The organism is Sorangium sp. So ce693, assembly GCF_051521375.1.
GTDB classification, from domain to species: Bacteria; Myxococcota_A; Polyangia; order Polyangiales; family Polyangiaceae; genus Sorangium; species Sorangium atrum.
In genome coordinates this window covers 189,261-213,241 of record NZ_CP150347.1, presented here as the reverse complement: position 1 = coordinate 213,241, position 23,981 = coordinate 189,261, and the positions used below count along the sequence as shown (strand labels likewise).

23 protein-coding genes are annotated in these 23,981 nt (G+C 71.1%); 15 read left to right on the top strand and 8 right to left on the bottom strand.

What is annotated here, in order from left to right; translation table 11 throughout:
- Positions 1 to 26: 26 nt before the first annotated feature.
- From WMF14_RS00810 to WMF14_RS00800, 3 genes are all read left to right on the top strand, one after another.
- On the top strand, positions 27 to 698 hold the full coding sequence (locus WMF14_RS00810; RefSeq protein ID WP_437798313.1) for a lamin tail domain-containing protein: 672 nt from the start codon (positions 27 to 29) through the stop codon (positions 696 to 698).
- A gap of 258 nt (positions 699 to 956) precedes the next feature.
- Positions 957 to 1,862: a hypothetical protein gene (locus tag WMF14_RS00805; protein WP_437798312.1), complete on the top strand. Its 906-nt coding sequence runs from the start codon at positions 957 to 959 to the stop codon at positions 1,860 to 1,862.
- 127 nt (positions 1,863 to 1,989) lie between these two features.
- Positions 1,990 to 2,757 (top strand): thaumatin family protein, encoded by a 768-nt coding sequence (locus WMF14_RS00800; RefSeq protein ID WP_437798311.1) that lies wholly within the window; start codon positions 1,990 to 1,992, stop codon positions 2,755 to 2,757.
- Positions 2,758 to 2,803: 46 nt separating this feature from the next.
- Here the strand turns inward: WMF14_RS00800 and WMF14_RS00795 are convergent, their stop codons facing one another.
- Positions 2,804 to 4,657, bottom strand: a complete 1,854-nt coding sequence (locus WMF14_RS00795; protein ID WP_437798310.1) for a vanadium-dependent haloperoxidase — start codon at positions 4,655 to 4,657, stop codon at positions 2,804 to 2,806.
- 313 nt (positions 4,658 to 4,970) lie between these two features.
- Between WMF14_RS00795 and WMF14_RS00790 the strand changes: the two genes are divergently transcribed.
- Complete coding sequence (locus WMF14_RS00790; protein WP_437798309.1) at positions 4,971 to 5,474, top strand: GNAT family N-acetyltransferase; 504 nt, start codon at positions 4,971 to 4,973, stop codon at positions 5,472 to 5,474.
- A gap of 544 nt (positions 5,475 to 6,018) precedes the next feature.
- On the top strand, positions 6,019 to 6,735 hold the full coding sequence (locus WMF14_RS00785) for a Uma2 family endonuclease (protein ID WP_437798308.1): 717 nt from the start codon (positions 6,019 to 6,021) through the stop codon (positions 6,733 to 6,735).
- 135 nt (positions 6,736 to 6,870) lie between these two features.
- Here the strand turns inward: WMF14_RS00785 and WMF14_RS00780 are convergent, their stop codons facing one another.
- The 4 genes from WMF14_RS00780 to WMF14_RS00765 are packed head-to-tail and all read right to left on the bottom strand — an operon-like array spanning position 6,871 to position 9,984.
- Complete coding sequence (locus tag WMF14_RS00780; RefSeq protein WP_437798307.1) at positions 6,871 to 7,401, bottom strand: hypothetical protein; 531 nt, start codon at positions 7,399 to 7,401, stop codon at positions 6,871 to 6,873.
- Positions 7,398 to 8,300, bottom strand: coding sequence for a DUF692 domain-containing protein (locus WMF14_RS00775; protein ID WP_437798306.1), 903 nt, complete (start codon positions 8,298 to 8,300; stop codon positions 7,398 to 7,400). Before WMF14_RS00775 ends, WMF14_RS00780 begins: the two co-directional genes overlap by 4 nt.
- Positions 8,297 to 9,073: a hypothetical protein gene (locus tag WMF14_RS00770; RefSeq protein ID WP_437798305.1), complete on the bottom strand. Its 777-nt coding sequence runs from the start codon at positions 9,071 to 9,073 to the stop codon at positions 8,297 to 8,299. Before WMF14_RS00770 ends, WMF14_RS00775 begins: the two co-directional genes overlap by 4 nt.
- 2 nt (positions 9,074 to 9,075) lie before the next feature.
- Positions 9,076 to 9,984: a hypothetical protein gene (locus tag WMF14_RS00765; protein ID WP_437798304.1), complete on the bottom strand. Its 909-nt coding sequence runs from the start codon at positions 9,982 to 9,984 to the stop codon at positions 9,076 to 9,078.
- A 161-nt stretch (positions 9,985 to 10,145) separates the two neighbouring features.
- Here WMF14_RS00765 and WMF14_RS00760 point away from each other — a divergent pair, with 161 nt between their 5' ends.
- The 5 genes from WMF14_RS00760 (at position 10,146) to WMF14_RS00740 (ending at position 14,630) form a co-directional block, all read left to right on the top strand.
- A complete protein-coding gene (locus tag WMF14_RS00760; RefSeq protein ID WP_437798303.1) occupies positions 10,146 to 10,400 on the top strand; it encodes a YdeI/OmpD-associated family protein in 255 nt (84 codons plus the stop codon).
- Positions 10,397 to 11,017, top strand: coding sequence for a hypothetical protein (locus WMF14_RS00755; RefSeq protein ID WP_437798302.1), 621 nt, complete (start codon positions 10,397 to 10,399; stop codon positions 11,015 to 11,017). The genes WMF14_RS00760 and WMF14_RS00755 overlap by 4 nt, the downstream gene beginning before the upstream one ends.
- A 12-nt stretch (positions 11,018 to 11,029) precedes the next feature.
- A complete protein-coding gene (locus tag WMF14_RS00750; RefSeq protein WP_437798301.1) occupies positions 11,030 to 11,467 on the top strand; it encodes a hypothetical protein in 438 nt (145 codons plus the stop codon).
- An 88-nt stretch (positions 11,468 to 11,555) separates the two neighbouring features.
- Positions 11,556 to 12,665, top strand: a complete 1,110-nt coding sequence (locus WMF14_RS00745) for a hypothetical protein (RefSeq protein WP_437798300.1) — start codon at positions 11,556 to 11,558, stop codon at positions 12,663 to 12,665.
- Between the two features lie 48 nt (positions 12,666 to 12,713).
- Positions 12,714 to 14,630 carry a hypothetical protein gene (locus WMF14_RS00740; protein ID WP_437798299.1) on the top strand — a complete coding sequence of 639 codons (1,917 nt, stop codon included), beginning with the start codon at positions 12,714 to 12,716 and terminating at the stop codon, positions 14,628 to 14,630.
- Positions 14,631 to 14,675: 45 nt separating this feature from the next.
- Here WMF14_RS00740 and WMF14_RS00735 read toward each other — a convergent pair whose 3' ends face one another.
- Positions 14,676 to 15,080: a hypothetical protein gene (locus tag WMF14_RS00735; RefSeq protein WP_437798298.1), complete on the bottom strand. Its 405-nt coding sequence runs from the start codon at positions 15,078 to 15,080 to the stop codon at positions 14,676 to 14,678.
- A 513-nt stretch (positions 15,081 to 15,593) separates the two neighbouring features.
- Here WMF14_RS00735 and WMF14_RS00730 point away from each other — a divergent pair.
- Positions 15,594 to 15,914, top strand: coding sequence for a hypothetical protein (locus tag WMF14_RS00730; protein WP_437798297.1), 321 nt, complete (start codon positions 15,594 to 15,596; stop codon positions 15,912 to 15,914).
- A 146-nt stretch (positions 15,915 to 16,060) separates the two neighbouring features.
- On the opposite strand, the gene WMF14_RS00725 is transcribed toward WMF14_RS00730, so the two are convergent.
- Positions 16,061 to 16,570 (bottom strand): RDD family protein, encoded by a 510-nt coding sequence (locus WMF14_RS00725; protein WP_437798296.1) that lies wholly within the window; start codon positions 16,568 to 16,570, stop codon positions 16,061 to 16,063.
- A gap of 423 nt (positions 16,571 to 16,993) precedes the next feature.
- On the opposite strand from WMF14_RS00725, the gene WMF14_RS00720 reads away from it, so the two are divergent.
- The gene (locus tag WMF14_RS00720) at positions 16,994 to 18,613 is read left to right on the top strand and encodes a DUF1552 domain-containing protein (protein ID WP_437798295.1); all 1,620 of its coding nucleotides are present in this window, start codon (positions 16,994 to 16,996) and stop codon (positions 18,611 to 18,613) included.
- Between the two features lie 241 nt (positions 18,614 to 18,854).
- On the opposite strand, the gene WMF14_RS00715 is transcribed toward WMF14_RS00720, so the two are convergent.
- Positions 18,855 to 19,082 carry an FG-GAP repeat domain-containing protein gene (locus tag WMF14_RS00715; protein WP_437798294.1) on the bottom strand — a complete coding sequence of 76 codons (228 nt, stop codon included), beginning with the start codon at positions 19,080 to 19,082 and terminating at the stop codon, positions 18,855 to 18,857.
- A gap of 67 nt (positions 19,083 to 19,149) precedes the next feature.
- On the opposite strand from WMF14_RS00715, the gene WMF14_RS00710 reads away from it, so the two are divergent.
- The 3 genes from WMF14_RS00710 to WMF14_RS00700 all read left to right on the top strand — a co-directional run bounded on the left by WMF14_RS00710 (position 19,150) and on the right by WMF14_RS00700 (position 23,959).
- The gene (locus tag WMF14_RS00710; RefSeq protein ID WP_437798293.1) at positions 19,150 to 19,530 is read left to right on the top strand and encodes a ParB/RepB/Spo0J family partition protein; all 381 of its coding nucleotides are present in this window, start codon (positions 19,150 to 19,152) and stop codon (positions 19,528 to 19,530) included.
- Positions 19,531 to 20,052: 522 nt separating this feature from the next.
- Positions 20,053 to 22,791, top strand: a complete 2,739-nt coding sequence (locus WMF14_RS00705) for a Kelch repeat-containing protein (protein ID WP_437798292.1) — start codon at positions 20,053 to 20,055, stop codon at positions 22,789 to 22,791.
- A 304-nt stretch (positions 22,792 to 23,095) separates the two neighbouring features.
- The gene (locus WMF14_RS00700) at positions 23,096 to 23,959 is read left to right on the top strand and encodes a DUF6209 family protein (protein ID WP_437798290.1); all 864 of its coding nucleotides are present in this window, start codon (positions 23,096 to 23,098) and stop codon (positions 23,957 to 23,959) included.
- The last annotated feature ends 22 nt before the right edge of the window (positions 23,960 to 23,981 follow it).

The window sequence follows — 23,981 nt, the reverse complement described above, 5'->3', positions numbered from 1 at the left end:
GTGCTGGGGCCGAGGAGAACATCGTGATGGCACAATTTCGATACGCCGCGCTCTGCATCGCTGCCCTCTGCGCGGGAGGCTGCGGTTCGAGCGACGAGCCCGGGGACACGGGCACGGGGGGCGCGGGCGGCACGGGCGCGACCACCACGTCCCAGAGCTCGAGCAGCGCGTCCCAGAGCTCGAGCAGCGCGGGCGGCGGCGGCCAAGGGGGGACGGGCGGCGGGACCGCGACGACGACCGTCGTCGTGAACGAGATCTCGGCCAAGGGCGGCGACTGGATCGAGCTCGGCAACCCGGGCCCAGGCTCGGCCGACCTCGGCGGGCTCGGCCTGTGCGACTCCGACGACAGCGGGCAGTGCAACACGGCCGACGCGCTCAGGTTCCCCGAAGGCACGCAGCTCGCCCCGGGCGCGTACCTGCTCATCCTCGGCGACCAGCTGCCCGAGGACGGCCCTGGACCCCACACCGCGTGCCTGCCGGACGGCGGCCCGAGCAGCTGCTTCTATGCGACCTGGAAGGTGAGCGCCTCCAGAGGCGAGACCGTCTACCTCATCTCCCAGAGCGACCAGGTGCTCGCCCAGTTCCAGTATCCGATGGAGGCAGCAGCCGATGGGCAGACGTGGGGCAGGCTGCCCGACCTGACCGGCGAGGGCGCCGTCACGGCGCCGACCCCCGGGGCGGAGAACGCGGCGCCCTAGCTCCGCCCGCCGGAGATCCGGAGAGAGAGTGAACGCAAAGACGCAAAGACGCAAAGACGCAAAGACGCAAAAGAAAGAATGAATATCATGCATTTTGGCGTCTTTGCGCTCTTGGCGCCTTTGCGCTCAACTCTCTCTCTGCACCGGACCGCGATGCGCATGTCACCGGCGTCTGCGATCGAGATCCTCCACGCCCCGCGGCTGCTGCCGCGTCGCCTCCGGGCGTCCCGTCCGGATGGAGGACCTGCGCCAGGAGCCTTGGCACGGCGCTCTGCGGCGGCGGCGCTCGCGCTCTCGCTGCTCCTGTCGGCTTGCGGGGCCTCGGATCCGCCGCCGGTGCGGGAGTCGGGCTGCCCTCGTTGCACCGGGGCCGCGCGAATCGGCGCGCTCCCGCCGGGCGACATCGACGAGTGCTCCGGTGTCGTCGCCAGCACGCTGCACCCGGACACGCTCTATGTTCACAACGACCACGGCGATGACCCTCGCTTCTTCGCGATCGGGTTCGACGGCGCGCTGCGGGCCGAGGTGACCGTGGCCGGCGCGGCGGCGATCGACTGGGAGGACATCGCGCGCGGCCCGTGCCGTTCGGGCGGAGGCAGCTGCCTGTTCCTCGCGGACATCGGCGACAACGACGGCGAGCGCGACAGCACCACGATCTACGGCGTGCCGGAGCCGGACACGCTCGGAGGAGCGCCGCTCGCCTCGACCGCCGAGGTGTTCGTGCTCTCGTACCCCGACGGAGACCACGACGCGGAGACGCTGCTCATTCACCCCGCCACCGGAGCGCTCACCATCGTGACGAAGGTCAACAAGGGCACCTCGGGCATCTACGAGCTGCCAGCGCTGCCCGCAGCGGGCGCGCCGGCGACGCTCGTCCGGACGGGATCCATCGAGCCGCCCGCCGGGAGCGCGCGCTTCACCAGCGGCGACGTCCACCCGGACGGCACAGGCGTGCTGCTGCGCACCTCATCCCACGTGCTCTACTACCCCATGACACCGGATCAGACCGTGGCGCAGGCGCTGGCCGAACCGCCCTGCGTGCTGCCGTCGCCCGACGAGGAGCAGGCCGAGGCGATCGCGTGGGTGCCCGGCGGATGGGACTACGTGACGGTCGGTGAAGGGAAAGAGGAGCCGATCCACCGCGTGTCCTGCCAGGCGCCCTGAAGGACGCCCGAGGTCGCGAGTCCGCGCGGGTCGTTGCTCGCGGCCCGAGAGGACACGGCTTCTCGGTGGACGAGGCTTTCTGTATCCTCATCCTCCTCCCGCCACCGAGTCCGCAAGGAGGACCATCATGTCGCACCATGGGAAGACCGCGGCCGCACTGCTCGCCATTGCGCTGCTGGATGCCGGCTGCGGGTCCCCCGAGCAGGACACATCCTCCGGCGCGACGGGGGGCGGCGCCACCTCGGTCAGCTCCGCGTCCAGCGCCACCGGCGGAGCCTCATCGAGCGAAGCCAGCAGCGCGTCGACAGGCCAGCCGCCCATCCATCCGGGCGAGATCGACTGCCGCACCCCCGGGGACGGGAAGTCCACCCTGGCCTTCGTCAACAAGTGCGACCAGCCGCTCCAGTTCCAGGGGAGCCTCATCGAGGGCGGGGAGCTCGGGCCCGGGCAGTTCGCTTGCCGCGACGTGGGCACCAGCGAGGAGCCGCTGTCGTCCCTGCGTTACTGGGCGTATGCCGGGTCGGACCCCGGCGGCGGCCGACACACGCTGGCCGAGATGACCCTCAACACCGATTTCAACGACTTCGATTGGTACAACATCAGCCACGTGGACGCGCACAACCTCCCCCTGGCGATCGTGCCCGTCGGCCTGCCGGACTGCCGGACGCTGTCGTGCCCGGCGAGCCTCCTCGCGGGGTGCCCGGAGGTGGGTCGCTACAAGGACGCGAGCGGCGCGACGATCTCCTGCGTGAGCCCTGACCGGGACGATGCCACGAACCCCGTGGCCGCGTACTTCGAAGAGCAATGCAAGGACGCGTATTCGTGGTCGGGCGATGATCAGGAGTCGATGGCCGCCTGCGCCGGGGAAGACTACGACATCGTGTTTTGCCCCTGAGCTGCCGCCGGGCCTCCCCGGGGCCAAACGCCGGCGAGGGGCCGATTCACACAGTGACCCGCGTGCCGTCGAACCTGGTGAACGTGAAGCCCTCGAACGGCTCGCGGAAGGTCCGGCGCTCGTCCCGGAGCAGGCGGATCGCGATTTCCTCGCCGAGGGCCAGCGACGCCGCGGCGTCCGTGCGCCAGTGGATGCCCGCCCAGTTGCGCCCGAAGGCGGCGTTGGTCGCCAGCTTGTTCAGCTCGCCGCCCACGGTCAGGGGCGGCCCGCTGTACGGAACGAGCCGGGTCGGATCGGCCGGATCGGGGACGAACGGATCCTCGATGACGTGGTCCTCGTCGAAGAACGCCTTGATGAGCGTCACGTTGACCCCGGCGATGGCGGCGGCGCCGCCCGGGTACGACCCGTGGAGCGGGGCGCCCTCCGGGAAGGCCTGCGGCAAGAGGTAGCTGCCGAACGCGTCGTACGTCAGCTCGACCACCTGCGACTCAAGGATATCGCGGTGCAGCGGGTAATCGCGCGCGTCGTTCGCGAGGCGGTGGTGCACCAGCCCGCCGTACGCCTCGGGGCGGAGGTTGTTGTGCACGAACCACTTCTGCCAGTAGGTGGCGCGGATCTCGCGCGACGTCCCGAAGGGGAGTAGGCTCTGCAGATAGCCGAGCGAGAAAGTCGCGGCGGCGGAGGCCTGCGTCCGCGACGTGAGGTAGGGGTTGGTCGGGCTCAGGGGGGCCGCGATGCCCCCCGGCACGCCCGGGTTCGTGCTGCGCGCCGCGCCGAGGAGCAGCGCCGCGCCCCAGTAGAGGGGCGCGCCGCCATGCACATACTCCGCCAGATCGCGCCCTGTCGAGACATAGCGGCGCACCGGGTCGTACGCGATCGACCGGGTGGGGCTGATCCCGTTTTGCACCGCGAGCCACTCGTCATACTCGGTCTGGAAGTCGTTGCCCGGCAGCGCCGTGCGGATCTTGCCCCCGATCACCTGGGGGCCATAGGGGATGTCCCGCAGGAGGAACTGCGAGATGTAAGGGCCGTTGAGCACGCCGGGAGGAATCACGTGCCTGGCCGTCCTGCCCGAGCGATCCCGGGGATCGGCGTAGGTGACGCTGCCGCGGAACAGCGTCCCCAGCGTCACGCGGCCGCGAGCGCGCGGGCCCGTGTAGCCGGAGAGCCGGTTGATCTCGCCGATCGCGTCCGCCACATCGCTGCTGTCGGCGTAGCTCTCGAAAGGCACGTCCCGCAGCAGCGCCTGCCAGTAGACCTCGACCGCCTCGGCGGCCCTCTCGGCGCTCGCCAGCGCGGGGGCCGGGGGCAAGCCGATCTGGGCCGGGGTCGTGCCGATGAGGCTTACCGCGAGCGTGCCGATCGGACTGACAAGCTTGCGGTCGCCGCCGAGCGGGATGGCCTCGAAATCGTCCCATTCGCGCGACGCGAAGGCTCTCGACGCGACGCGGTACGCCGCCGGATCCACCTCGCCTCGCTCGTCGTGCGGCAGGCCGCGCGTGTTCGTGCCGATCTTGTTGGGATAGCGCTCCTCGTCGCCGTTGTTCGGGTGCGGCGCGATCGGCTCCTCGAACTGGTCGACCGCGGCCTCCACGCGCACGCGCAGCGCGCGCAGGCGGAGCTCGTGATCGAGCGGTGAGACGCGCGGATCGCGGCGCGACGAATCGAACCCGTCGAGCAGATCGTCGACGCCCCTGCCCCGCGCTGCATTGGCAACACCGGGGTTCGCGGCGAGGACGCCTCCCACGGCGAGCGAGCCGGCCACACCCATGAAGGCGCGCCTGCCCGAGACCTTCTCGGCCCCCGGCCGCTTTGCAGCGCCGTCGGGGTTCACGGGCTCCGGGGCGTCGGGAGTCGAAGCATCGCTCCTGGGATCGCTGTCATGAGAATCGGTGGTCATGGCGTTCAGCTCCGTTCGTTGGACAGACCTTCGCGTCGGCCCGCCGCGGCGTTCGCGGCAAGGCACCCGTGAGAATCGGCCTGTGAGCTCAGATCGCAGCGCGTCGTCCCGGAAGCCCAGACGGTGAGGTCGAGCTTCCGGCGACGCACGCGCTTCGAGCGCCGACGAGGCCAGGAAAGCAGCGGACAGCGGCTTCAATCCGCTACATCCGTTTTATAGGACAAACATCTACTATAGCGGATAGACTCGAGCAAGGACTTTGTTTCGCAGCGCACCTGCAGAACTTCTGTCGTCCGGGGCCCGGTGATATCGAATGGAGATGCGACAGGGCGGCGATGAGCGGACGGGCTCGGCAATGCCGGACGGCATCGTTCGGGGGGCGCAGGCGGGGGATCTTCCGGGGGTCCTGGAGCTCTATCGTGATCTCCACCCCGAGGACGCGCCGTTCCCTCCCGAGCCCGAGCTCTCCGCGCTCTGGAAGCGCATGATCGAGCAGCCCGGGCATCACCTCTTCGTCCTGGAGCGCGACGCCGCCGTCGCGGCCTGCTGCTCTCTCATCGTCATTCCGAACCTCACGCGCGGGGGCCGGCCGTATGCCTTGCTGGAGAATGTGGTGACCCACCGCGAGCACCGGCGTAGAGGCTTCGGCGCGCGCGTCGTTCGCCATGCGCTGGCGGAGGCCTGGGAGGCCGGGTGCTACAAGGTCATGCTGATGACAGGGTCCCGCGAGCCCGAGGTGCACCGCTTCTACGAGGCGTGCGGCTTCCGCGCGGGCGAGAAGACCGGCTTCCTGGCGCGCCCCGGCGCCGGGCGCTAGCGCGGCCTCCGGGACCTGCCCGGCAGCGCGTCACGCTGCTGGCCTCGCAGCCGCTCGCGTCGCGCCGGGTCGCGCGAGAGCCGGGCGACGTCGGGGGTGTTCTCGAGGGCGAGCGGCGCGTAGCGCCCGGCGCGCCCGTGAGCACCGAGCCGAGCTCGAGGCCCGCGGCCTCGAGCTCGGCGAGCACGGCAGGGTCCGTGAGGAGCGGGAGAGGCCGCGCTTGCGGCGGGGTTCCCTGCGGCGCGGCGGCGGGCTGCGGCCCTCCCGCGGCGGGAGAGGGCGGCGCGGCGGACGGCTGCCCCTCTGCCCTCCGGACATCCTGGCGCGCCGCGGAGGGCCCCTCGGACGGCCACCACGAGCACCCGGCGATGCCGGCGCTGGCCGCCAGCGCGGCGAGGGCGAGGGCGTGACGGAGGCGGCGGGGGCGCACGCTGCCAGGCTACACCGGCGCGCACCGCAACGATCTCGAGGCGATCTCGACGAAGCGAGCAAACCGAGCCGCGTCGCGGTCGACGTACACACAAGGCGTGTGGATACTGTCCCCATGCAGCACGCCGCGCTCGCGCGCCGGCTCCGCCACGTTCGCGCGCCTTCCCCGCTCCACTTCCCGGAAGAGGCCCTCGTGCCGGAGACCAAGCGCCACCTCGAGATCAGGACCCTGCTCTATGTCGTGCTCAAGACCTTCGCGGATCGCGCGTCGATCGGATCCGACCAGTTCGTCTACTGGTCCGCGTCGGATCCGAGCCGGTGTCTGGCGCCGGACGCCTTTGTCCGGCTCGGCACCCCTGACACGCCGTTCGGCTCCTGGAAGACGTGGGAGCGTGGTGCCCCTGAGCTCGCCGTCGAGATCGTGAGCGAGCACGACTCGGATCCGCAGACGTGGGCCGACAAGCTCCGCAAGTACCACGAGCTCGGCGTGCTGGAGCTCGTCGCGTTCGATCCTGACGCCGCGTCAGGAGAGCGGCTGCGGGTCTGGGATCGCATCGACGACGATCTGATCGAGCGCGTCGTCGAAGGGGAACGCAGCCCGTGCACCGTGCTCAATCTGCACTGGGTCATCGTCCCTGCCGCAGGCCAGCCGGCGGCGCTTCGGCTCGCCCGCACCCCCGACGGGGCGGAGCTCGTCCCGACCCCTGAGGAGGCGGAGCGACGCCGCGCCGAGGCCGAGCAGGCCCGCGCCGAGGCCGAGCAGGCCGCCCGCGCGACGGCGGAGCGGCGCATCGCCGAGCTCGAGGCCGAGCTGCGCCGACGAGGCGGCTGACCCCGTCGGCATCCACCGGGTCAACCTCACCATCTCCGACGAGGACAAGAAGCACTGCTGACACCCGGCAGGGGTGAGGGGAAGCGCTGCTGACGCCCGGCAGGGGTGCGAGGAAGCGCTGCTGACGCCCACTGGTCATCGGGGCCGTCGGGCGCGCGTAGGCGCGGAGGGCGCCTCCATCCAGCGGCGGAACAGGCGGGCCTCGCCCGGCGGGAAGAAGGCGGTGGGCGACACCTCGGCGTGGTAGCGCCGGAACGCGGCGCTGAACTCCGCAGGATCACGGTCGAACCACGCCTCGGCCTCGGGCGAGCCGCGCAGGAGCCGCTCGAAGCGCAGCCGCGCCACGAGCAGCGCCGACATCCTCACGCCGTCCTCGTCCGCGCCGAGCAGCGCCCGCCGGAGCGCGGGCGGCAGCGCCGGATCCTGGGCCGCGGCGCGCAGCGCGGCCACGGGATCCTCGGCGGTCATCGCGCGGGCCACGAGCGCTTCGTAACGCGCGTGCGCCTGGGCCCCGGTCAGCCGCGCCGGCCGCGCCGCCGGGCCCTCCGCTGCCCTGCCACGGGCCTCCGCTGCCCTGCCGCGGGCCTCCGCTGCCCCGCCGCGGGCCTCCCCTGCCCTCCCACGCGCCGCGCGCCCCGCCGCCCCGCCGCCGGCCGCGCGCGTCACCTGCGCCTCCCGCGCCTGCCGAGCGCGCGCCGCGCGCGGCGAAGCTCCTCCCGCACGGCGGCCGCGTCGTCCGCGCCGTGCACCGTGCCCTCCATGCGCTCCAGGGTCACCCCGCGCAGGTTCGGGCAGCGCGGCGCGACCTCGTCCAGGAGGCGCCACACCGGCTCCGGCACCGCGTCGTCGTGGCCGTCGAGCCGCAACACCCGGCCCGAAGGCAGCCAGCCCGGATCGCTCGGGCCGCCGCCGGAGAGGTGGATCTCGATCACCCGGGCGAGATCGAGCCGCGCCACGTACTCGGCCGGATCGAAGCCGAAGTTCTCCGCCATGGTGTGGACGTTGTGCAGGTCGAGCAGCAGGTGCGTCCGCGGCGCCCTCAGGATGCGCTCGAGGAAGCGCGGCTCGTCCAGCGGATCGCCGAGCACGAAGTAGCTGACGCTGTTCTCGACGCCGACGTCCTCGACGACGGCCTGCATCGCCCGAAGCGCGCGGCGGGCGACCGCGGCGCCGTGCGCGCTCATGGGCATCGGGAGCGGCAGTCCGGCCGAAAGGCCGGCGGGCGCGCTGATCCCCAGGTGATCCGTGTACCAGCGGAAGCGGAAGATCGCGTGGTCGCGCCGGAGGGCCGCGAGCCAGCGGGCGCGCCGGCCCGCGTCGGCGGCCGAGGCGCCGCCGAGCGACCAGCCGACGCCGTGGGCGACGAACGGCCGGTCCGACCGGCGCGCCAGCTCGGCGAAGCGGCGGTGGAAGCCGTTCTCCTGGAGATCGGCCTCGGCGGCGTCCGGCACGCGCCAGAGCGTCTCGGGCGCCACCTCGTAGTAGTCGGCGTCGCGCAGGATCACCTCGGCCAGCAGGTCGAGGAACGCCGCGTCGGGCTGGAGCGTGAGGCCGACCGGGATCAACGCGTGGAGGCCCCGCGCCCGTCGACCGAGAAGAAGTACAGGAAGCGCCGCGACTTGGAGGGCACGTGCCCCATGCCGCAGGCCATGAGCCCGCTGTCCTTGGCCCCCTCGACGTCGATCCCGCAGCCGCTCGCGATCGCCCAGTGCGCGCCCGCGGGCGGCGCCTTCACGAGCCGCGCGCGCACGCTCGCGGCGCGGGCCTCCACGTCGCGCGCGTCGTCGCCAAGGCCCTTCCGGAGCAGCGCGCCCAGCGCGCCGATCCGCTGCGCAGCGATGCGCTCGTCGTGCTTCAGCTGCTCCTCCCGGCCCCCGGCCGCCATGCGGCGCATTCCGTCGTAGCTCGGGAGCGCGACGTCGAGCTGCGTCGCGGCGACGGGCACCTTGTCGGTCCCGACCACCACCAGGAGCGGCTCCCCGTTGCCTGCGCCGGGCACGAGCTTCTTCAGATCCGCCATGGTCGCGCAGACGACCTCGACGCCCGCGAGCGGGGCGAGATCCCCGTCTGCGCCGAAGTTGAGCAGCTCGCCGAACGCGTGGCCGCGCTCCCACTTGGCGCTGTCGTCGGCAGGGATGACGAAGACGAGCAGCGCCCTGTTCGCCTGCCGGGCGCGCCGGAACGCGGCCGAGACCTGGACCAGCGACCCCGAGGCCGCCGCTTTCGTCCCCTTCTCGTCGCACGCAGCGCCGTCGCCGAACGCGTCGCGGATGAACGCGGGCCACGCGGTGGCCGCGAGCCCTGCTGCAGTCGCTCCCAGCAAATGCCTGCGCTTCATGGTCACTCCTCACCGCCGTTCCCGAGCAGCTCGCTCTCCGTCTCGCCGCGCCCCGAGGGCTCGGGCGCGAGCGGCGCGAAGGCCGACCCGCCTGCCTGCACCAGCCTATCCCGATCCCGGCCCAGCACGATCGGCGCCGCCCCCGCGGATCGCAGCATCACGCGATCGCCCGCGGCCGAGTACTGGCCTGTCGCGACCACCTCCCCGGAGCAGCGGTCCTCGAGCGTGAAGCCCCCGGACGCGTCCAGGAGGAGCGTCCGCAGCCCCGCGGCGTAGAGGCCGACCAGCTCCGCCTCCGCGCCGCCAGGCTCCAGCGCGCCGCCTCTGGGGGCCGCCGGCACCGCGGCGAGCGCGTCCAGGGCGTCCTGCGCCGCCGATGGCGCGAACGCGGCGGGCTCGCCGGGATCGCGCCGCACATCGGGCAGGGCCTCGATCACGCCCTCGGGCGGATCGAGGAAGGAGCCACGCTCCAGCAGGTCCGGCGCTGTGAGCGTCCACATGCCGTCGCGGCGCCGGGAGATCTCGCCGCCGACGAGCGCCGCGAGCGCCGCAGCGGCCGCCTTGCTCGCGTGCAGCGTCAGGCGGTCGTCCCGCGCCTCCTCCCCCAGCGCGAGCCATCGGATCTCGCCCTCGGCGCCGCGGACGTGCGCGAGCATGCCCCCGCGCAGCGCGATCCGCGCCGCGCCCTCCGGGCCGCGCAGCACCGCCGTCTCTTCCACGTCGAGGGCGACCGGCAGGATCGGCGCGCCCTGCCAGCCGTCGCTGGCCACGGTCCAGCGAGCGCGCGCCGCGGGATCGAGCAGCACGTACGCGGTCGCGTCCGGAGCGTCGATCGGCTGGGAACACCCGGCGGAGAGCAGCGCCGGGCAAAGAAGGGAGAACGCAAGGAAGAGACCACGACGTCTGGGCATCGGGCGGGACCTCCGGGGAGCTGAGACGCCCCACGGCGGTGAAAGTTTCATCGACCACCAGGGGCGCGCCCCGCCCGTGATCGCCCGGGGCGAGCCCCGAGCGGCGAGGGGCCGCCCCTCGGCTTCACCTCCACGCCACGCGCCGGTATAACGAGAAAGCGATGAGCGCCGACGCGTCAGGCCTGAGAAGGCCAAGGCACCCGATCCCCGATTTCGTCGAGAACGCGCTGAACGAGCGTGGCTTGATGGATGCTTATAAGGCCCGCCCCGCGTACCAGCAGAACGATTATATCGGATGGATCGACAAGGCGAAGCGGCAGGAGACCAGGGAGAAGCGCCTCCGCCAGATGCTGGATGAGCTCGAAGCCGGCGGTGTTTACATGAACATGAAGCATCCGGCATCGGAGAAGACGTGAGTTATCCTGCGGAAGGGAACAGCGAGTCCGTGCTGGCCTATGTGTTCTGGCACTGGAGACGACCCGAGACCGCTGCGGAGGAGTACGAGCGCCGGCAGCGAGCCTTCCATGCGGCGCTCGCCGCGGCGCCCGCGCCGGGCTTTCTCCGGTCGTTCAGCGTCGGGCTCTCCGGGGCGCCGTGGGCGGCCGGCGGCGGCGACGTCTACGAGGACTGGTACCTGGTGCAGGATTTCGGTGCGCTCGGCGCCTTGAACGAGGCCGCGGTCTCCGCCAGCCGCTCGGCGCCGCACGACGCGGCGGCCGCGGCCGCCGGCGGCGGGGCCGGGGGCCTGTATCGCCTGCGGGGCGGAGTTGCGCTGCGCGCGCCGGGCTACGCCCACTGGTTCGGCAAGCCCGACGGCGTGTCCTACGGTGAGCTGTTCACCCGGCTCACGCCGATCGTGGAGCAGGCCAGCGCCGGCCTGTGGATGCGCCAGATGGTGCTCGGGCCCGGCCGGGAGTTCTGCTTGCACGCGGCAACCTCTGTATCGCTGCCCGCGCCGTTCGATGCGCTCGTCCTGCCGCTCCGGCCAGCCTGGCCGGCGCTCGACGACACGGGCATGCCTCCGGCGCGCTGAGGCGCGCCCGCCATGGAACCGGTGCGCATGGAGATCGACCTCGCGTTCGTCCCCGGCTTCTCCGCGTCGCTCGCGGGCTGGGAGGCCACGCTGCGCGTGGGCGGCCATGGCGCGGTGAGGTGCCACTGGATCGGGCCATCGGGCCCCGAGGAGCGAACCGGGACACGCCACGACATCTCATTGACCCCGCAAGCCTTCGAGAGGCTCAGTCGCGCGCTCCGCGAGCTCCCCGAGGAGCTCCAGCGGTGGGCGCTCGACGACGCTCCTGTCCGGCACATCCGGTGCCGCACCGGAGATGGGGCCATCGAACGTCGCCGGTCGGTATCGGGGAGGGCCGCGACGCCGCTCGAAGCGGAGTTCGATCGCATCTGGCTCGAGCTCCTCTCCCTCGTGCGGCCAACCCTGGTCGACCTCGGAATGCCCGAGTCGCTCGTCGCGCTGGCCCGCTGACACGACAGCGCCCGACAGCAGCGACCATCGCGAGCGCTCCGAGGCAGGCTTGCCGACGTGCTCCCGCGTTCCGTGTACACTACGCGCCATGAACCGCTTCCTCCTGATGAGCGTGCTTGCTTTGTCCGCGTGTAGCCCCGAAGATCGCGACTTCACTCCTGAGAGCTCGGATGCCACGAGCTCGGGGACCTCCGGCGGGGGCGGAGGCGACGCCGTGGCCGCGGCGGGGGCCGGGGGCGACGCGCCCGGCTGCAACGATGGCCTGTCCTTCTGCGCCGGCGCCTGCGTGGACAAGACCTCCGATCCGGAGCACTGCGGCGCCTGCGGCCATTATTGCCTGGGGGCGCCGTGCGAGGCGTCGCGCTGCCAGCCCCTCCTCCTGGCGTCGGGCAGCGTCGAACCGACGGACATCGCGGTCGACGACACCACCGCGTACTGGGTCGATCCCGTCGCTCGACAGGTGATGACGGTGCCGGTCCGCGGCGGCAACGCGGCGTTCCTCTTCGAGGGAGACCCGCCCTTCGCCCCCCAGAGCATCACGCTCGGCCCCTCCGGCCAGGTCTATTTCACGGACTCCGGCCTCGAGGTCGTCGTGAGCGCGTCGTTCGAGGGCGATTACACGATCCTCGCGGACGGGCAGACCTACCCCATGGGCATCGCGATCGACGCCGAGAACGTCTACTGGACGAGCGCCGACCAGGGCACGGTCATGAGGGTGCCTATCGCGGGCGGCTCGCCCGTCGCGCTCGCGGAGGGGCAAGACTCCCCGCTCGGCGTCGCGGTCGACGCGACCCACGTCTACTGGGTGAACGAAGGAGGCACGGTGATGAAGGTGCCAGTCGCGGGCGGCGCCGCGGTCACGCTCGCGGAGGGGCAGCTCAAGCCGAAGGACATCGCCGTGGACGCCGCCGCGGTCTACTGGACCAACGACGGAGGCACCGTGATGAAGGCGCCGCTCGAGGGCGGCAGCCCCGTCGCGCTCGCGGAGGGTCAGCGCAACCCCGGGAAGCTCGCGATCGACGCCGAGAGCGTGTACTGGACGAACGACGACGGCAGCGTGAAGAAGGTGCCCCTCAGCGGCGGCGATCCCGAGACGCTCGCGACGGGGCAAGATCATCCGCTGGGCATCACCGTGGACGCGACCAGCGTCTACTGGACGAACAGCGCCGCAGGCACGGTGATGAAGCTCCCGAAGTGACACCCCGCTTGCCAGGGGCCCGGTTCGAGCGCGACGATCGGCGCCTCCATGAAGCGCGCCGCCCTCCTCCCGATCGCCCTCCTCACCGCGTGCGCCGGCGCTCCGGCTCCCCAGCGGGCCCCTGACGCGCCGGTGCTCGCGGCGCCGCGCCCCGCCGTCGCCGCGCCCACGGTCGCGGCGGCGCAGCCCGCGACAGCGCCGGCGGAGCTCGCCTTCGTGCTGAGGATCGCCCATCCGAAGCGGACCTGGGACAACGTCGCGCAGCTCCTGCCGAGCAGCGCGTTCGTGTTCACCATCGGCTCGACGGATCCCACGAAGGTGCTCGCGCAAGCGGTGGGCCCGGAGCTCGCCGCCATCGTCGATCTGGACAGGCCGCTCGACGTCGCCTTCCTGGGCACCATGGGCGATCACGCCGTGGCCTCCCTGTCGGTCGCGGAGCAGGACGTGCCGCGGCTGGCCGATCGCTTCGCGCTCAAGGAGCTCAAGGAGCACCCGGGCCTGTTGCGCGTCGAGCGCGCGCGTGACGCCGAGCCCGACGACGAGGCGCCGCCCTGGGCCTGCGCGTTCGATCCCGGCGAGCGGCGGGATGGCGCGCGCCTGCTCTGCGGCACGAACGTGGAGGACATCGAGACCGCCGCGGCCTACCTCGTCCAGGTCGTGGCCCGCGAGCCGCTCGACGCGGACGCGCGGATCGAGCTCTCGGAGCGGACCCTCCGCCAGGCCGTGGAAGAGGCGAGCGGCGCGGGCGACGCGGACGAGGACGACGGCCGCGCGGGGGCGCTGGGCCAGGAGCTCGCCGCGGGGTTCCTGCGCGATATCGAGAGGTTGAACGTCGACCTCACGTGGGGCCGCGCGGACGTCGAGGTCGGCCTCACGCTGCGCTTCGCGGGCCGACGCTCGCCCCTCACGCTGGCCTTCGCGCCGGCGGCGGCGCAGGACGCTGCGCCGCCGCCGGCCTTCTTCCGCCTCCCGGCCGACACGGCGGTCGCCTTCCACACGCAGGGCGCGTCGCGCGCCGAGCTCACCCCGCTGCGAGAGGCCGTCTTCAAGGCGCTGCGCGACGACATGATCGACGACGGCTACGACGAGGCGCGGCTCGATCAGGTCCTCGATCGCCTCGAGACCCTGGCCCTCACGGGCGGCCCCTTCGTCTTCGGCGCGGGCGCGAACGGCGCGGCGGCGGAGAAGGCGCTCGCGGCCTACCAGCGCGACAAGGGCGCGCAGCGCGCGCGAAAGGCGGCGCGCCTCGCGCTCCAGGGATGGATGCTGGCCTCGGTCGAGGAGCCGGCGCCGACCTGGATCTCCAGCGTGAAGGAGCTCCTCCTGCGCGGCGATGAGCTCGACAAGCTCAAGAGGAGCGCGCCGAACGACGGAAACACCGCGCGGGCCGCGGGCAAGCCCGGGAGCGCGCCGAAGGGCGGCGCTCGCAAGGACGACGAGGACAAGCAGCGCACGACGCACGCGATCGTCCGCGCGCCCGCCTCGCTGCCCGCGGGGACGCTCCACGTCGAGCTCCGCTCGAAGCCGCTCACGAAGGACGCCCCGCCCGCGCACACGACCCACCTCTACGTCGTCCCCGCCGGCCAGCGGACGTGGCTCGGGATCGGCGAGGACGACGCCGCCCTCGTGGATCGGCTGCGCGTCGCGGTGGATCCGGGGCGCGACGACGGCACGCTCGGCGCGGCGCCGGACATCGACGTGCTGCGGAGGCGCGGGACGCTGGCCGGCGGGCTCTTCTCGCTGGCCGGCTTGACGCTGCTCGCGGCGAACGGCGACACGCCGGAGGCGCTGGACAAGGTCGCCAAGGATCTCGCCGCGCTCGCGGCGCTGCCGGCGCGCGGCGGGGTCGCCATTCCGCTCGCCGTCACCTCCGAGGTGCTCGGCTCCGGCGCGGCCCGCCTCGACGTCCGCGTGCGGCTGACCCACGCCGGGATCCAGGACGCGATCGCGCTCCTCGCGCGCTGATGTCGACCCGCCGCGCGAGGGGCCCGGACCGCGCTCGAGGCAGCGTCACATCGAGATGTTGATCGTGGGTGTCTGGTCCGTCGTCCACGAGCTGACGCCCGGGAAATAGGTCGTCTCCTCGTCGCCGCCCTGGGTCGTGTGGATCTGGTACCGGCGATTCGCTCCGCAATTGAAGAGCGCCCCGTAGACGACCGATTTCGTCTGACCGGCGCCGACCAGCTCGGACGAGTTGTTCGCGAGCTTGTCCCACGTGCCGCCGGACACCTTCACCTTGCTCTCGTCCCAGTCGACCGTGAACGCCTGGCTGCCGGAGTTGTGTACGCTCACCGTGATCTGGCAGCCGGCCACGGCGTCGTTCGGCGCGCCCGCGGCGATCGCAGCGCCGATGGGCAACGCGAGGGCAGCGGCGATCAAGGTCCGGCGAATGAGCGCATGTCGTTCGATCATCATGGCGAGTTCTCCTGGGGTTGTGCGGCCGTCGATTCATCACGACGGCTCGCTCGCGCAGGGACCTCAGCAACCGGCAGGCCAGAGGCGAACTCGCGTCGGACCGCGAGGGTCGGGCCTCGTCCTCGTCGCGCGCCGCCCGCCTCCGCTGCGGGGAAGCGCGCGCGCGGGGCCCCCGGGCGCCTGCTCGAGCCTTCGGCCGGGAGCGCTGCGGGTGACACATCGCCACAAGGGTGTCACGTGACACCCTGTGGCAGGTGAGCCTGCTCATCCCGGACGTGAGAGGACGCCGCGGCGCAGGCCGCCGCGCTCACGCCACGCCTGATGCGTGCGTCATCCGCTGACGCGCGCGGACGGCATCGGCTGTTCGTGTTCGGGCAGGAGACAGGAAGAAGTCCAGACGATTCCACTCGACGGTCCGGGGTGGCCCGGTCTTCTTCCTTGCATGTGAAAGCCGCCACAGCGTACTTCTTGACGCGAGAGCAGCCTCCGCTCGAACAGCTCGAGGAGATCACCATGCCCTGGTATGTCTATTTCGCGTACTTCTTCGGTGGGGCGTTCCTCGCCAATGCGCTCCCCCACTTGATCGCGGGCGTGTCCGGCCAACCGTTGCAGACCCCGTTCGCATCACCGCCATTCAAGGGGTTGTCGCCGCCGGCGGTGAACGTCGCCTGGGCGCTGGCCAACCTCGCCTTCGCGTATCTCTTGCTTGTGCGCGTCGAAGCCCTCGACCTCCGGAGCTGGTCTGACGTCGGCGTCTGTTTTGTCGGGTTCGGCGCCATGGCCCTCCAGTGCTCTCGCGCTCTCGCTCGCCTTCGCAAGCAGCCCCTCCCCTGACCTGCCCCTTCGCGAGGCGACGAAAGCGCGCGCCGCGAACGCCGTGAGGCCACGGCGAGACGATCGCATTCTTGCGACGGGCACCACGCACGCCGCCGGCCGCCGGAGACACGGCTCGTCCCCACTGGAGCCCGGCGAACCGCCTCTCAACGTGCGCCGTCAGAGCCGCGCACGAGGATGACACGGGTCTTCGACAGCCGGTCGTGCAGGCCCACGGGCGCGCGGCCGCGCCGCGTCAGGAACGTGAACGCCTCGAAGGGGATGAACCGGCACAGGGTGCGGAGCGCGATCCGACCGAGGCCGGCGCGGCTGCCGTCCTCCATCACGACCCGCGTGCCAGTGACGAGCTTGCCAGGCGTGGCGCCGAAGATCGCCTCCATCGAGGCATAGTACGCGAACATCATCACGAGGCCGAGCAATGTATCGTTGGCCTTCTCGAACACGTCGGCGCCTCCGAGGAGCCCGAAGATCACGCCCACGAGGAACGTGAACAGCATCAATCCCATGTAATCGACGACGAGGTTCACGAGCCGCCTGTCGCTGCTCGCGAGCCGCAACCGCGAGCGCTCCTCCGGTCGCAGCGCCGCGGAGGCGTCTGCCTTGGGTGGTTCGTAGGGGTTGTAGCTCTCGGCGGGCTGCGCGGTCGGAGAATTCATGAGACCTCTCCATGGGGTTGGATGACGTCGCGGCGCAGCGCTCGCGGGCAGACTGCCCCCGGAGTCGACGCGCCCAAGCGCATGCTACGCCCCGCATGCGGCGGCGTGAAGACAGCCCCTTCGACCCGGCGATGAGCGATCAAACCGGCGTCGGTCTTCGGAGTGTGGACGGATCGCAAGGGCGACCGGTGCGCTCTCGAGGACTGCGGCGACGTGGCGGGCTGCCGCGTCGAGCGGTGATCGCGGGGCGTCCTTCCGCTCGACGAACGCGCCCGGCCGAGCGAAACCCAAATACATTCACGGACCCGCGGGCATTGTAGGGGGGATGGAGACGTGGCAAACGCGGGCATCCGACGGCGATCCGAGTGTCAGCCGGGCGTTTGCCTCAACTGAGGCAGGAAAAATACGACCATGGCGAAGCGCGTGAACCGAAGAATCTTCCTCCGGGGGCTGGGCGGAGCTTGCGTTGCGGCGCCGTTCCTCGGCTCGATCCTCGACCGCACCGTGATGGCGCAGCCGGCCACGCCACCGAAGCGGCTCATCGTGATGTACACGCACTATGGCTGCATCACGACGCGGTGGTTCCCGAAGAAATCGCACGGGCCGCTCACCGTGGCGGACCTCGAGTCGACGACGCTCAAGCACCTGGCGCCTTACGTCGACAAGCTTCTCATGCCCCGAGGCATCCGCGCGATGAACGAGTGGACGGCGACGATGGTTCGGGGGCAGGGGAACGATGAGAACACGCAGGTGAACGGGTCGTACTTCACTTGCCACCCGGTCACTCCCAACAGCAACGATCCGTTCAGCTTCAACACGGCGACGAAGTTCTACGCCATGCCGACCGGTCCCTCGCTGGATCACGTCGTCGCACGACAGCTCAGCCCGCAAGGCACTCCGTTGCTCATGAACACGATTGGTGGGAATGACAACGCTCAGTCGGCGATCTCCTACTCCGCTGCCGAGACCCTCTTCAATAGCCTCTCCGCGTCGCAGGCCTTCAACAGCCTCACGGGCCTCTTCGAGGCGGGGAAGCCGACGTCTCCGGACACCTACGCGGCGATGCGCGGCAAGAGCATCCTCGACATCGTGAGGGATGATCTGCAGACGCTCGAGCGCTTCGACATGAGCCGTGCCGACGAGCGGAAGCTCGCAGCCTGGAAGGAGCTCCTCCACGCGACAGGAAACGTGGTGGTTCCTTCGCAGTGCAACACGTCCCTCGCCACGGCGCTCGGCGTGACGCAAGAAAACATCGACCTGACGAGCACGGCCTCGTACGCCGACAAGCTGACGCAGCGAATCTCGGACAACCTGGACGGAGCCGATCTCTATTCGAACCTCGCCGTGCTCGCGACAGCGTGCAACGCGAACCCCGTCATCTTCCTGAAGTACCCCGCGGCCTACACCTTTGGGGGGCTCGGCCTGACCCAGGAAGCCGCGGGTCTCGCGAGTCGCTTGGACCACGCGGGCATGACGGGCACCTGCGTCCCCGGTGTGATCGACATGCTCCTCAAGATCGACGACTACTATGCGAGGAAGTTCGCCCACCTCGTCGGGCAGCTGAACCGTATCGACGAGGGCGACGGGACGCTCCTCGACAACTGCGCGGCCGTCTGGTTCCAGGACGCGTCGGACGGCTGCGCCCGCAACCTCAACAACCTGCCGATCGTCCAGGTCGGCAGCGCCGGCGGCTATTTCAAGACCGGCTGGGCCGTGAACGTCGATGACGGCTCGCCCGATCTCACGACCGGCAACAGCGAGATCACGTGTGCCGACGGCACGTCGGACCAGGTCGACGCGATCTCCCAGGAAACGGGGACCGATCCGTCGCTCGCCAACGCGCCGATCAACAAGTACTTCTGCAACTTGATGAACGCCCTCGGGGTCAAGGCAGGCGCGGATGGTTTCCCGGCAAAGGGCGGTTCGGCGCCGGTGACCCACTACGGCATGTACGACCGGACGGAAGACTTCATCGGTGGCGGGACCACTCCCCCCACCATCCACGATCCAGGCGAGTTCACCGCGCTCAGGGCGAACTCCTGAGCGGTCTCCCTCGTCTTCATCGGCCTCGGGACCGCCGTGCTCCCCCGAGCCCTCCAGCGGCCGCGCCGACGCCCCCGGAAGCCGTAGGCACCAAATCGCTGTTCGATCTCACCCCCTGATCGTCCTACCTCGAGCGCTGCTGGAGCCGGCCCGGCAGGCGCTCGCGCCGAGAGCACGAGTTCGTCCACCTCGCGGATGGAAGCAGCCAGCCTGCGGGTTCAGAGATTGATGACCAGCACGGTCACGGCTTCGCCGTCGTCGTACACGATGTCGGGCTTTGGTCCCCGTCGAGGTCGCCGACACCGAGAGACAATCCCTCCCTGCTGCTCGCCTCGTCGAAGGTGTGATCTTCGCCGAACGCCGTCCCCTCGCTCACGACCAGGTGGATCACGCCGTCCATGGCCCAGTTCCCGACGACATCGTCTCTCCCGTCGCCGGTGAAGTCGGCCATCGCGGTCCTGGCCCTCATCGTCGAGAATTGACCCAGCTCTGCTCGCGAAAAGTGGTCCACCCCCCGGCTGACGGTGGACAAGCGGGTGCGCCTGCTTCGTCGCCTCGGGCAGGACACGGTGCGGGCGACGGCGTGGGATCTGGGCGAGGCGGAGGCGCTGTTGCTCGAGCGGATGATGCGCGCGGGCGACGCGGACAACGCGCTGGAGCAGGGCTGGTTTCTGCGCGAGCTGCGGGAGCGATTCGGCCTCAGCGGCGAGGAGCTGAGCAAGCGATTCGGCCGGACGCCGAGCAGGGTGAGCCGGCGGCTAGCGCTGGTCGCGGAGCTGCCGGAGTCGGTACACGCGCACGTGCGCCCGGGCTCGATCGGCGCGCACGCGGCCATGAAATACCTGGTGCCTTTGGCGCGCGCCAACCGCGCTGACGCAGGGCCGGATCTTCCGGCCATCAAGCAGCCTGCTCGGTAACACGCGTCTCATCGACCACATCCTGCCCGGCGCGCTCGCGTCGGGCAGGGAGGAGGGCCAGCAACGCGACGCTCGCCGAGCCCGGCGGGGTCTTCGAACCTGGATGGCAGCCCGGCGACGGCTGCGCAGATCGGAGCTCTGGGCCGTGGGGGCGCTCCCCGCCGACGCTCGGCGCGCAGGGCGACCAGAGAAACACGGGACCGATCGTGAGATGTCACGGTGCAAGCGTGACACGTCATGCCGGAAAACCCTCTCCGCGAGCGACGTCGCCGGCCGCTGCGCGCCCGGCTCCGGCGACCTCGACACGCTTCGCGGTCTCGGGCATGGTCGCGACCGATCACGGCGTCTCCCCCTGGCGCCATGATCCTGCGATGGGGTGGCCCCATAACCCTGCGACGTGGCAGCATGCATGCAGGCAGCATCGCGTTTGGCTTTCTTAGCCCCACACGCCGCCGAGGTTCTCTTTCCCTTTCCGCCCCGAGACCGCGGTCTCTGGAAACCGATGACTCAAGGAGGAGCGTCATGATGCGTTTCGATTCCCCGTTCCAGCGCTGGCTGTTCATCTTGTCTACCTTGCTCTTCTGCGGGGCGCTGTCCACGGGCGGCGCCGGCTGCGCGCTGGGCCCCGAGCCGCCCGCAGGCGACGAGCTCCAGCTTCGCTTCCCCGACCACGCGCTGCAGATCCTCGGGGGCGGCGAGGCATTCGTCGCGGTCGACCGCGGCTTCGCGCTCGCCTCGACCGTCGGATTGGCCGGCGACGGCGAGATCGAGGCCTCGCTCCAGCGACGCGGCGGGCTGCACGCCGCGCTGCCGGCGCGCGGCGAGGGGGAGATCCGGTTCCATCTGCCCGGCGGCTTCGAGGCGCGTGTGCGCGAGATCGGCGCCCAGGGCGAGGGCGTTATCGCCGAGCAGGCGGTGGCGTTCCGGCGCGAAGGCGGCACGTCGTTCTGGTCGGCGATCGAGGAAGGCTACGAGGAGTGGCTGCTGCTCGACGCGGGCGTCGCGCGCGCGGGCGCTCCCGCGGCCGCGTGGGAGGTCGCGGGCGCGACCCTGAGGCAGCAGGGCGACGCCGTCGAGGTCGTCGACGAGTCCGGCGCGCCGCGGCTGCGCGTGACGGCGCCGGCCGCGTTCGCGCGCGGCGGTCGCCCGATCGCCGCGCGCCTCGCGGTGCGCGGGGCGACCATCGAGCTCTGGGCGGACGCGGGCGGCGAGCCCGCGCTGATCGACCCCGTGTGGGCGCCGGCCGGCGCGATGAGCACCGCGCGCCACGGGCACTCTGCAACGCTGCTCTACGACGGCAACGTGCTCGTCGTGGGCGGGTACAACGGCGCTCTCCTGGCGAGCGCCGAGCTCTACAGGCCGAGCACGAACACCTGGTCATCCGCCGGATCGGTGACCCCCGCCCGCCGCTACCACACGGCGACACGGCTGAGCGACGGCAGGGTGCTCATCGCGGGCGGAAACGGGGCCTCGAGCGCGCCAGTCGCGAGCGCCGAGCTCTACGACCCGAGCACGAACACCTGGTCGACGGCCGCGCCGATGACCGCTTCGCGCCAGGGGCATACCGCGACGCTGCTCGACGATGGCACGGTGCTGGTGACCGGCGGGCTCACCGCCGGCAACACCTACGTGGCCAGCGCCGAGATTTATAATCCCGCGACCAGCACCTGGTCGGCGACCGCACCGATGACCCAGGGCCGTGGCGGGCACACCGCGACGTTGCTCACGAGCGGCAAGGTGCTCGTCGCGGGCGGGCGCAACGGCTCCTACCTCGCGAGCACGGAGCTCTACGATCCGAGCGCCGGCGCGTGGTCGTCGGCTGGATCGATGAGCACGCCCCGCTATCAACACGCCGCGGCGCGGCTCGCGAGCGGCAAGGTGCTCGTCACGGGCGGCTACAACCCCTCCTCCCACGAGCTCGCGAGCGCCGATATCTTCGATCCGGCAGCACCCTCGTGGACGGCGGCCGCTCCGATGGCTGTCCCCCGCACCGGACACACTGCGACGCTGCTCAGCAATGGCAACGTGCTCGTGACGGGCGGGGCCATCGCCCTCGCCACATCGACCGCGACCGCCGCCCTCTACAACCCGGCGGACGATGCGTGGACCTCGGTTCCAGCGATGAGCGACGAGCGCAGCGGGCACACCGCGACGCTGCTCGCGAACGGCAAGGTGCTCCTCGCGGGCGGCATGAGGTATGGATTCTTCACGAACGAGTACCTGTCCAGCGCAGAGCTCTATGCCGATCCGACCACGACGTGGGTTGCCACGGCATGGACGATGGTCACGCCGATGAATGACGATCGAGCCGAGCACGCAGCGATCGTGCTCAACGACGGCAGGGTGCTGGTGACGGGGGGTGGCCATGCGCCAGCGGCCAACCGCGCCGAGCTGTACGGTCGGTTAAGCAATACCTGGACAGCGGCCCCTCCCATGGCAACTGGGCGAGATGAGCACACGATGACGCTGCTCCCGAACGGCAAGGTGCTGGTCGTGGGAGGCCACGGGACGTCCGCGTCCAACGCCGCCGAGGTGTACGATCCGACGACCAACACATGGTCGCCCGCGGGATCGCCGCACGCCGCCCGAGTCGGACACTCGGCCACGCTGCTCCTGAACGGCAAGGTGCTGGTCGTGGGTGGGTTCCTGCTCGACGCTCTCACTGCCCCAGTCGCGCTTTACGATCCGGCGAGCAACACCTGGTCGCCTGCCGCGCCGGACGGCGCCACCCTCGGCAAGCATACCGCGACGCGGCTCACGAGCGGCGACGTGCTGGTCACGGGCGGTAACGGCAACGGGACGCTGTTGGACAGGGCCATGCTCTATCATCCGGCGACCGACAGCTGGTCGCCCGCGAGCAGCATGAGCGTCCCGCGCTGGTATCACACGGCGACGTTGCTGAACAATGGCGACGTGCTGATCGCCGGAGGTGCCAACGGCAACAACTATCTGTCGAGCACCGAGCTGTATCATCCGGCGACGAACAGCTGGTCACCCGGACCGGCCATCGGTATCCGCGCCTACCACACGGCGACGCGGCTTACGGACGGCAGGGTGTTGATCGCTGGAGGCTATATGGGGACGTCTCAGTTGGCGACAGCCTGGCTCGTGAATTCGACAGGAACGACTTCGGCCCCCACCGGCGCGATGAACCAGGCACGAAACAGCCATACAGCGCTCCTGCTCGCGAACGGCAAGGTACTGGTCACAGGCGGAATATACTTCGGAAGTCTGCCGAGCGCCGAGGTCTACACGCCCTGACCCCGGCGAGGCCCGCGCATCCCCGCGGGAGCGAGGCCGTCGCGCAGGCGCGGCGCCCACGCGGCCAGACAACCTCATGATCGACGTCGACGACCCGTCGCCGATCACCCCAGGCCCGGGGCTTGACAGCTGGGCCCGGTCCGGGTCCATGCCGCCCCAGGAGCTGCGATCCGCCGTCACGCCCCCCTGAAACCGCACCCGCGCGATCGGCCGACGCGCGATCGGCCTTCACGCCGGCCGAAACGTCGCCCCGCTTGCATCGGCTGCCCATTCCTGGCTACCCGTCGATGCAAGGAGGGTCCCGATGACAACGATCGCTGTTCTCCAGTTCCTGCCTGACTGGCAGCACGCGCAGCAGGGTCCGATCGAGCGCGGGGGGAAGCTCAGGATCGAGTATGAGCTGAGCCGCCTGTCGCGCTGCTTCACGACGTGGCGCGGCGCCGAGATCGGCGACATCACCGCCTACGTCCGCTTCCACCCGCGGGGCGCGATCGTGCAAGGGAGCGTCGTCGAGGAGGTGCGGGCCCCGGGGAACCCGCCCGGGCACGTCGTCGCGCACAGGCCCGCGGCCCTGGAGCTCTCGGTGCCCGACGACGCGACCCAGGCGGAGATCTGGTTCCACGGCTTCTCTCAGACCAGCCGCCGGTGCGAAGCGTGGGACACGCGCTTCGGCGACAACTACTGGTTCGACGTGGGCGGCCCGCCGCCGCGCATCCCGGCGCAGCCGGTCGTCTACCGCGCGGGGGCGCAGCGGCGCCCCGACATCACGAACGTCCGGGCCTTTCGGGTCTCGAAGGTCTACGCGTTCCCGAGGCCCGCACAGGGGCCGATCGCGGGGACAGACATCCAGATACACCTGGACCTCGACGCGTGGGTCAGCCATTCGGCGTGGGGCGCCAGCGCATGGATCGACGTCCACGTGTTCGACGGACACGACGCGCTCGTCCACGCCGAGACGATCCCGCTTTCGTATACCGGGTGGGGCCCGAACCAGCAGTTCAGCTTCGCGGGCAAGATTTTCCAGGGATCCACCGCGACGCCGGGCTCGGTGTCGCCGCGGCCGGACGCGCGCAAGGTGCAGCTCCGGCTCTATTACGAGATCGACGGCCAGGTGTTCACGGATGGAGTCCTGCACCAGGCCGAGCTCCCCGAGGACGCGCGGCTCTGATCGGCGCCCCGCCGCCTCGCCG

Coding starts and splice junctions, on each gene's coding strand:
- WMF14_RS00810 (WP_437798313.1), top strand. CDS start 27: ATGGCACAATTTCGATACGCCGCGCTCTGCATCGCTGCCCTCTGCGCG.
- WMF14_RS00800 (WP_437798311.1), top strand. CDS start 1,990: ATGTCGCACCATGGGAAGACCGCGGCCGCACTGCTCGCCATTGCGCTG.
- WMF14_RS00795 (WP_437798310.1), bottom strand. CDS start 4,657: ATGACCACCGATTCTCATGACAGCGATCCCAGGAGCGATGCTTCGACT.
- WMF14_RS00790 (WP_437798309.1), top strand. CDS start 4,971: ATGGAGATGCGACAGGGCGGCGATGAGCGGACGGGCTCGGCAATGCCG.
- WMF14_RS00785 (WP_437798308.1), top strand. CDS start 6,019: ATGCAGCACGCCGCGCTCGCGCGCCGGCTCCGCCACGTTCGCGCGCCT.
- WMF14_RS00770 (WP_437798305.1), bottom strand. CDS start 9,073: ATGAAGCGCAGGCATTTGCTGGGAGCGACTGCAGCAGGGCTCGCGGCC.
- WMF14_RS00765 (WP_437798304.1), bottom strand. CDS start 9,984: ATGCCCAGACGTCGTGGTCTCTTCCTTGCGTTCTCCCTTCTTTGCCCG.
- WMF14_RS00760 (WP_437798303.1), top strand. CDS start 10,146: ATGAGCGCCGACGCGTCAGGCCTGAGAAGGCCAAGGCACCCGATCCCC.
- WMF14_RS00750 (WP_437798301.1), top strand. CDS start 11,030: ATGGAACCGGTGCGCATGGAGATCGACCTCGCGTTCGTCCCCGGCTTC.
- WMF14_RS00745 (WP_437798300.1), top strand. CDS start 11,556: ATGAACCGCTTCCTCCTGATGAGCGTGCTTGCTTTGTCCGCGTGTAGC.
- WMF14_RS00740 (WP_437798299.1), top strand. CDS start 12,714: ATGAAGCGCGCCGCCCTCCTCCCGATCGCCCTCCTCACCGCGTGCGCC.
- WMF14_RS00735 (WP_437798298.1), bottom strand. CDS start 15,080: ATGATGATCGAACGACATGCGCTCATTCGCCGGACCTTGATCGCCGCT.
- WMF14_RS00730 (WP_437798297.1), top strand. CDS start 15,594: ATGCCCTGGTATGTCTATTTCGCGTACTTCTTCGGTGGGGCGTTCCTC.
- WMF14_RS00725 (WP_437798296.1), bottom strand. CDS start 16,570: ATGAATTCTCCGACCGCGCAGCCCGCCGAGAGCTACAACCCCTACGAA.
- WMF14_RS00715 (WP_437798294.1), bottom strand. CDS start 19,082: ATGAGGGCCAGGACCGCGATGGCCGACTTCACCGGCGACGGGAGAGAC.
- WMF14_RS00705 (WP_437798292.1), top strand. CDS start 20,053: ATGATGCGTTTCGATTCCCCGTTCCAGCGCTGGCTGTTCATCTTGTCT.
- WMF14_RS00700 (WP_437798290.1), top strand. CDS start 23,096: ATGACAACGATCGCTGTTCTCCAGTTCCTGCCTGACTGGCAGCACGCG.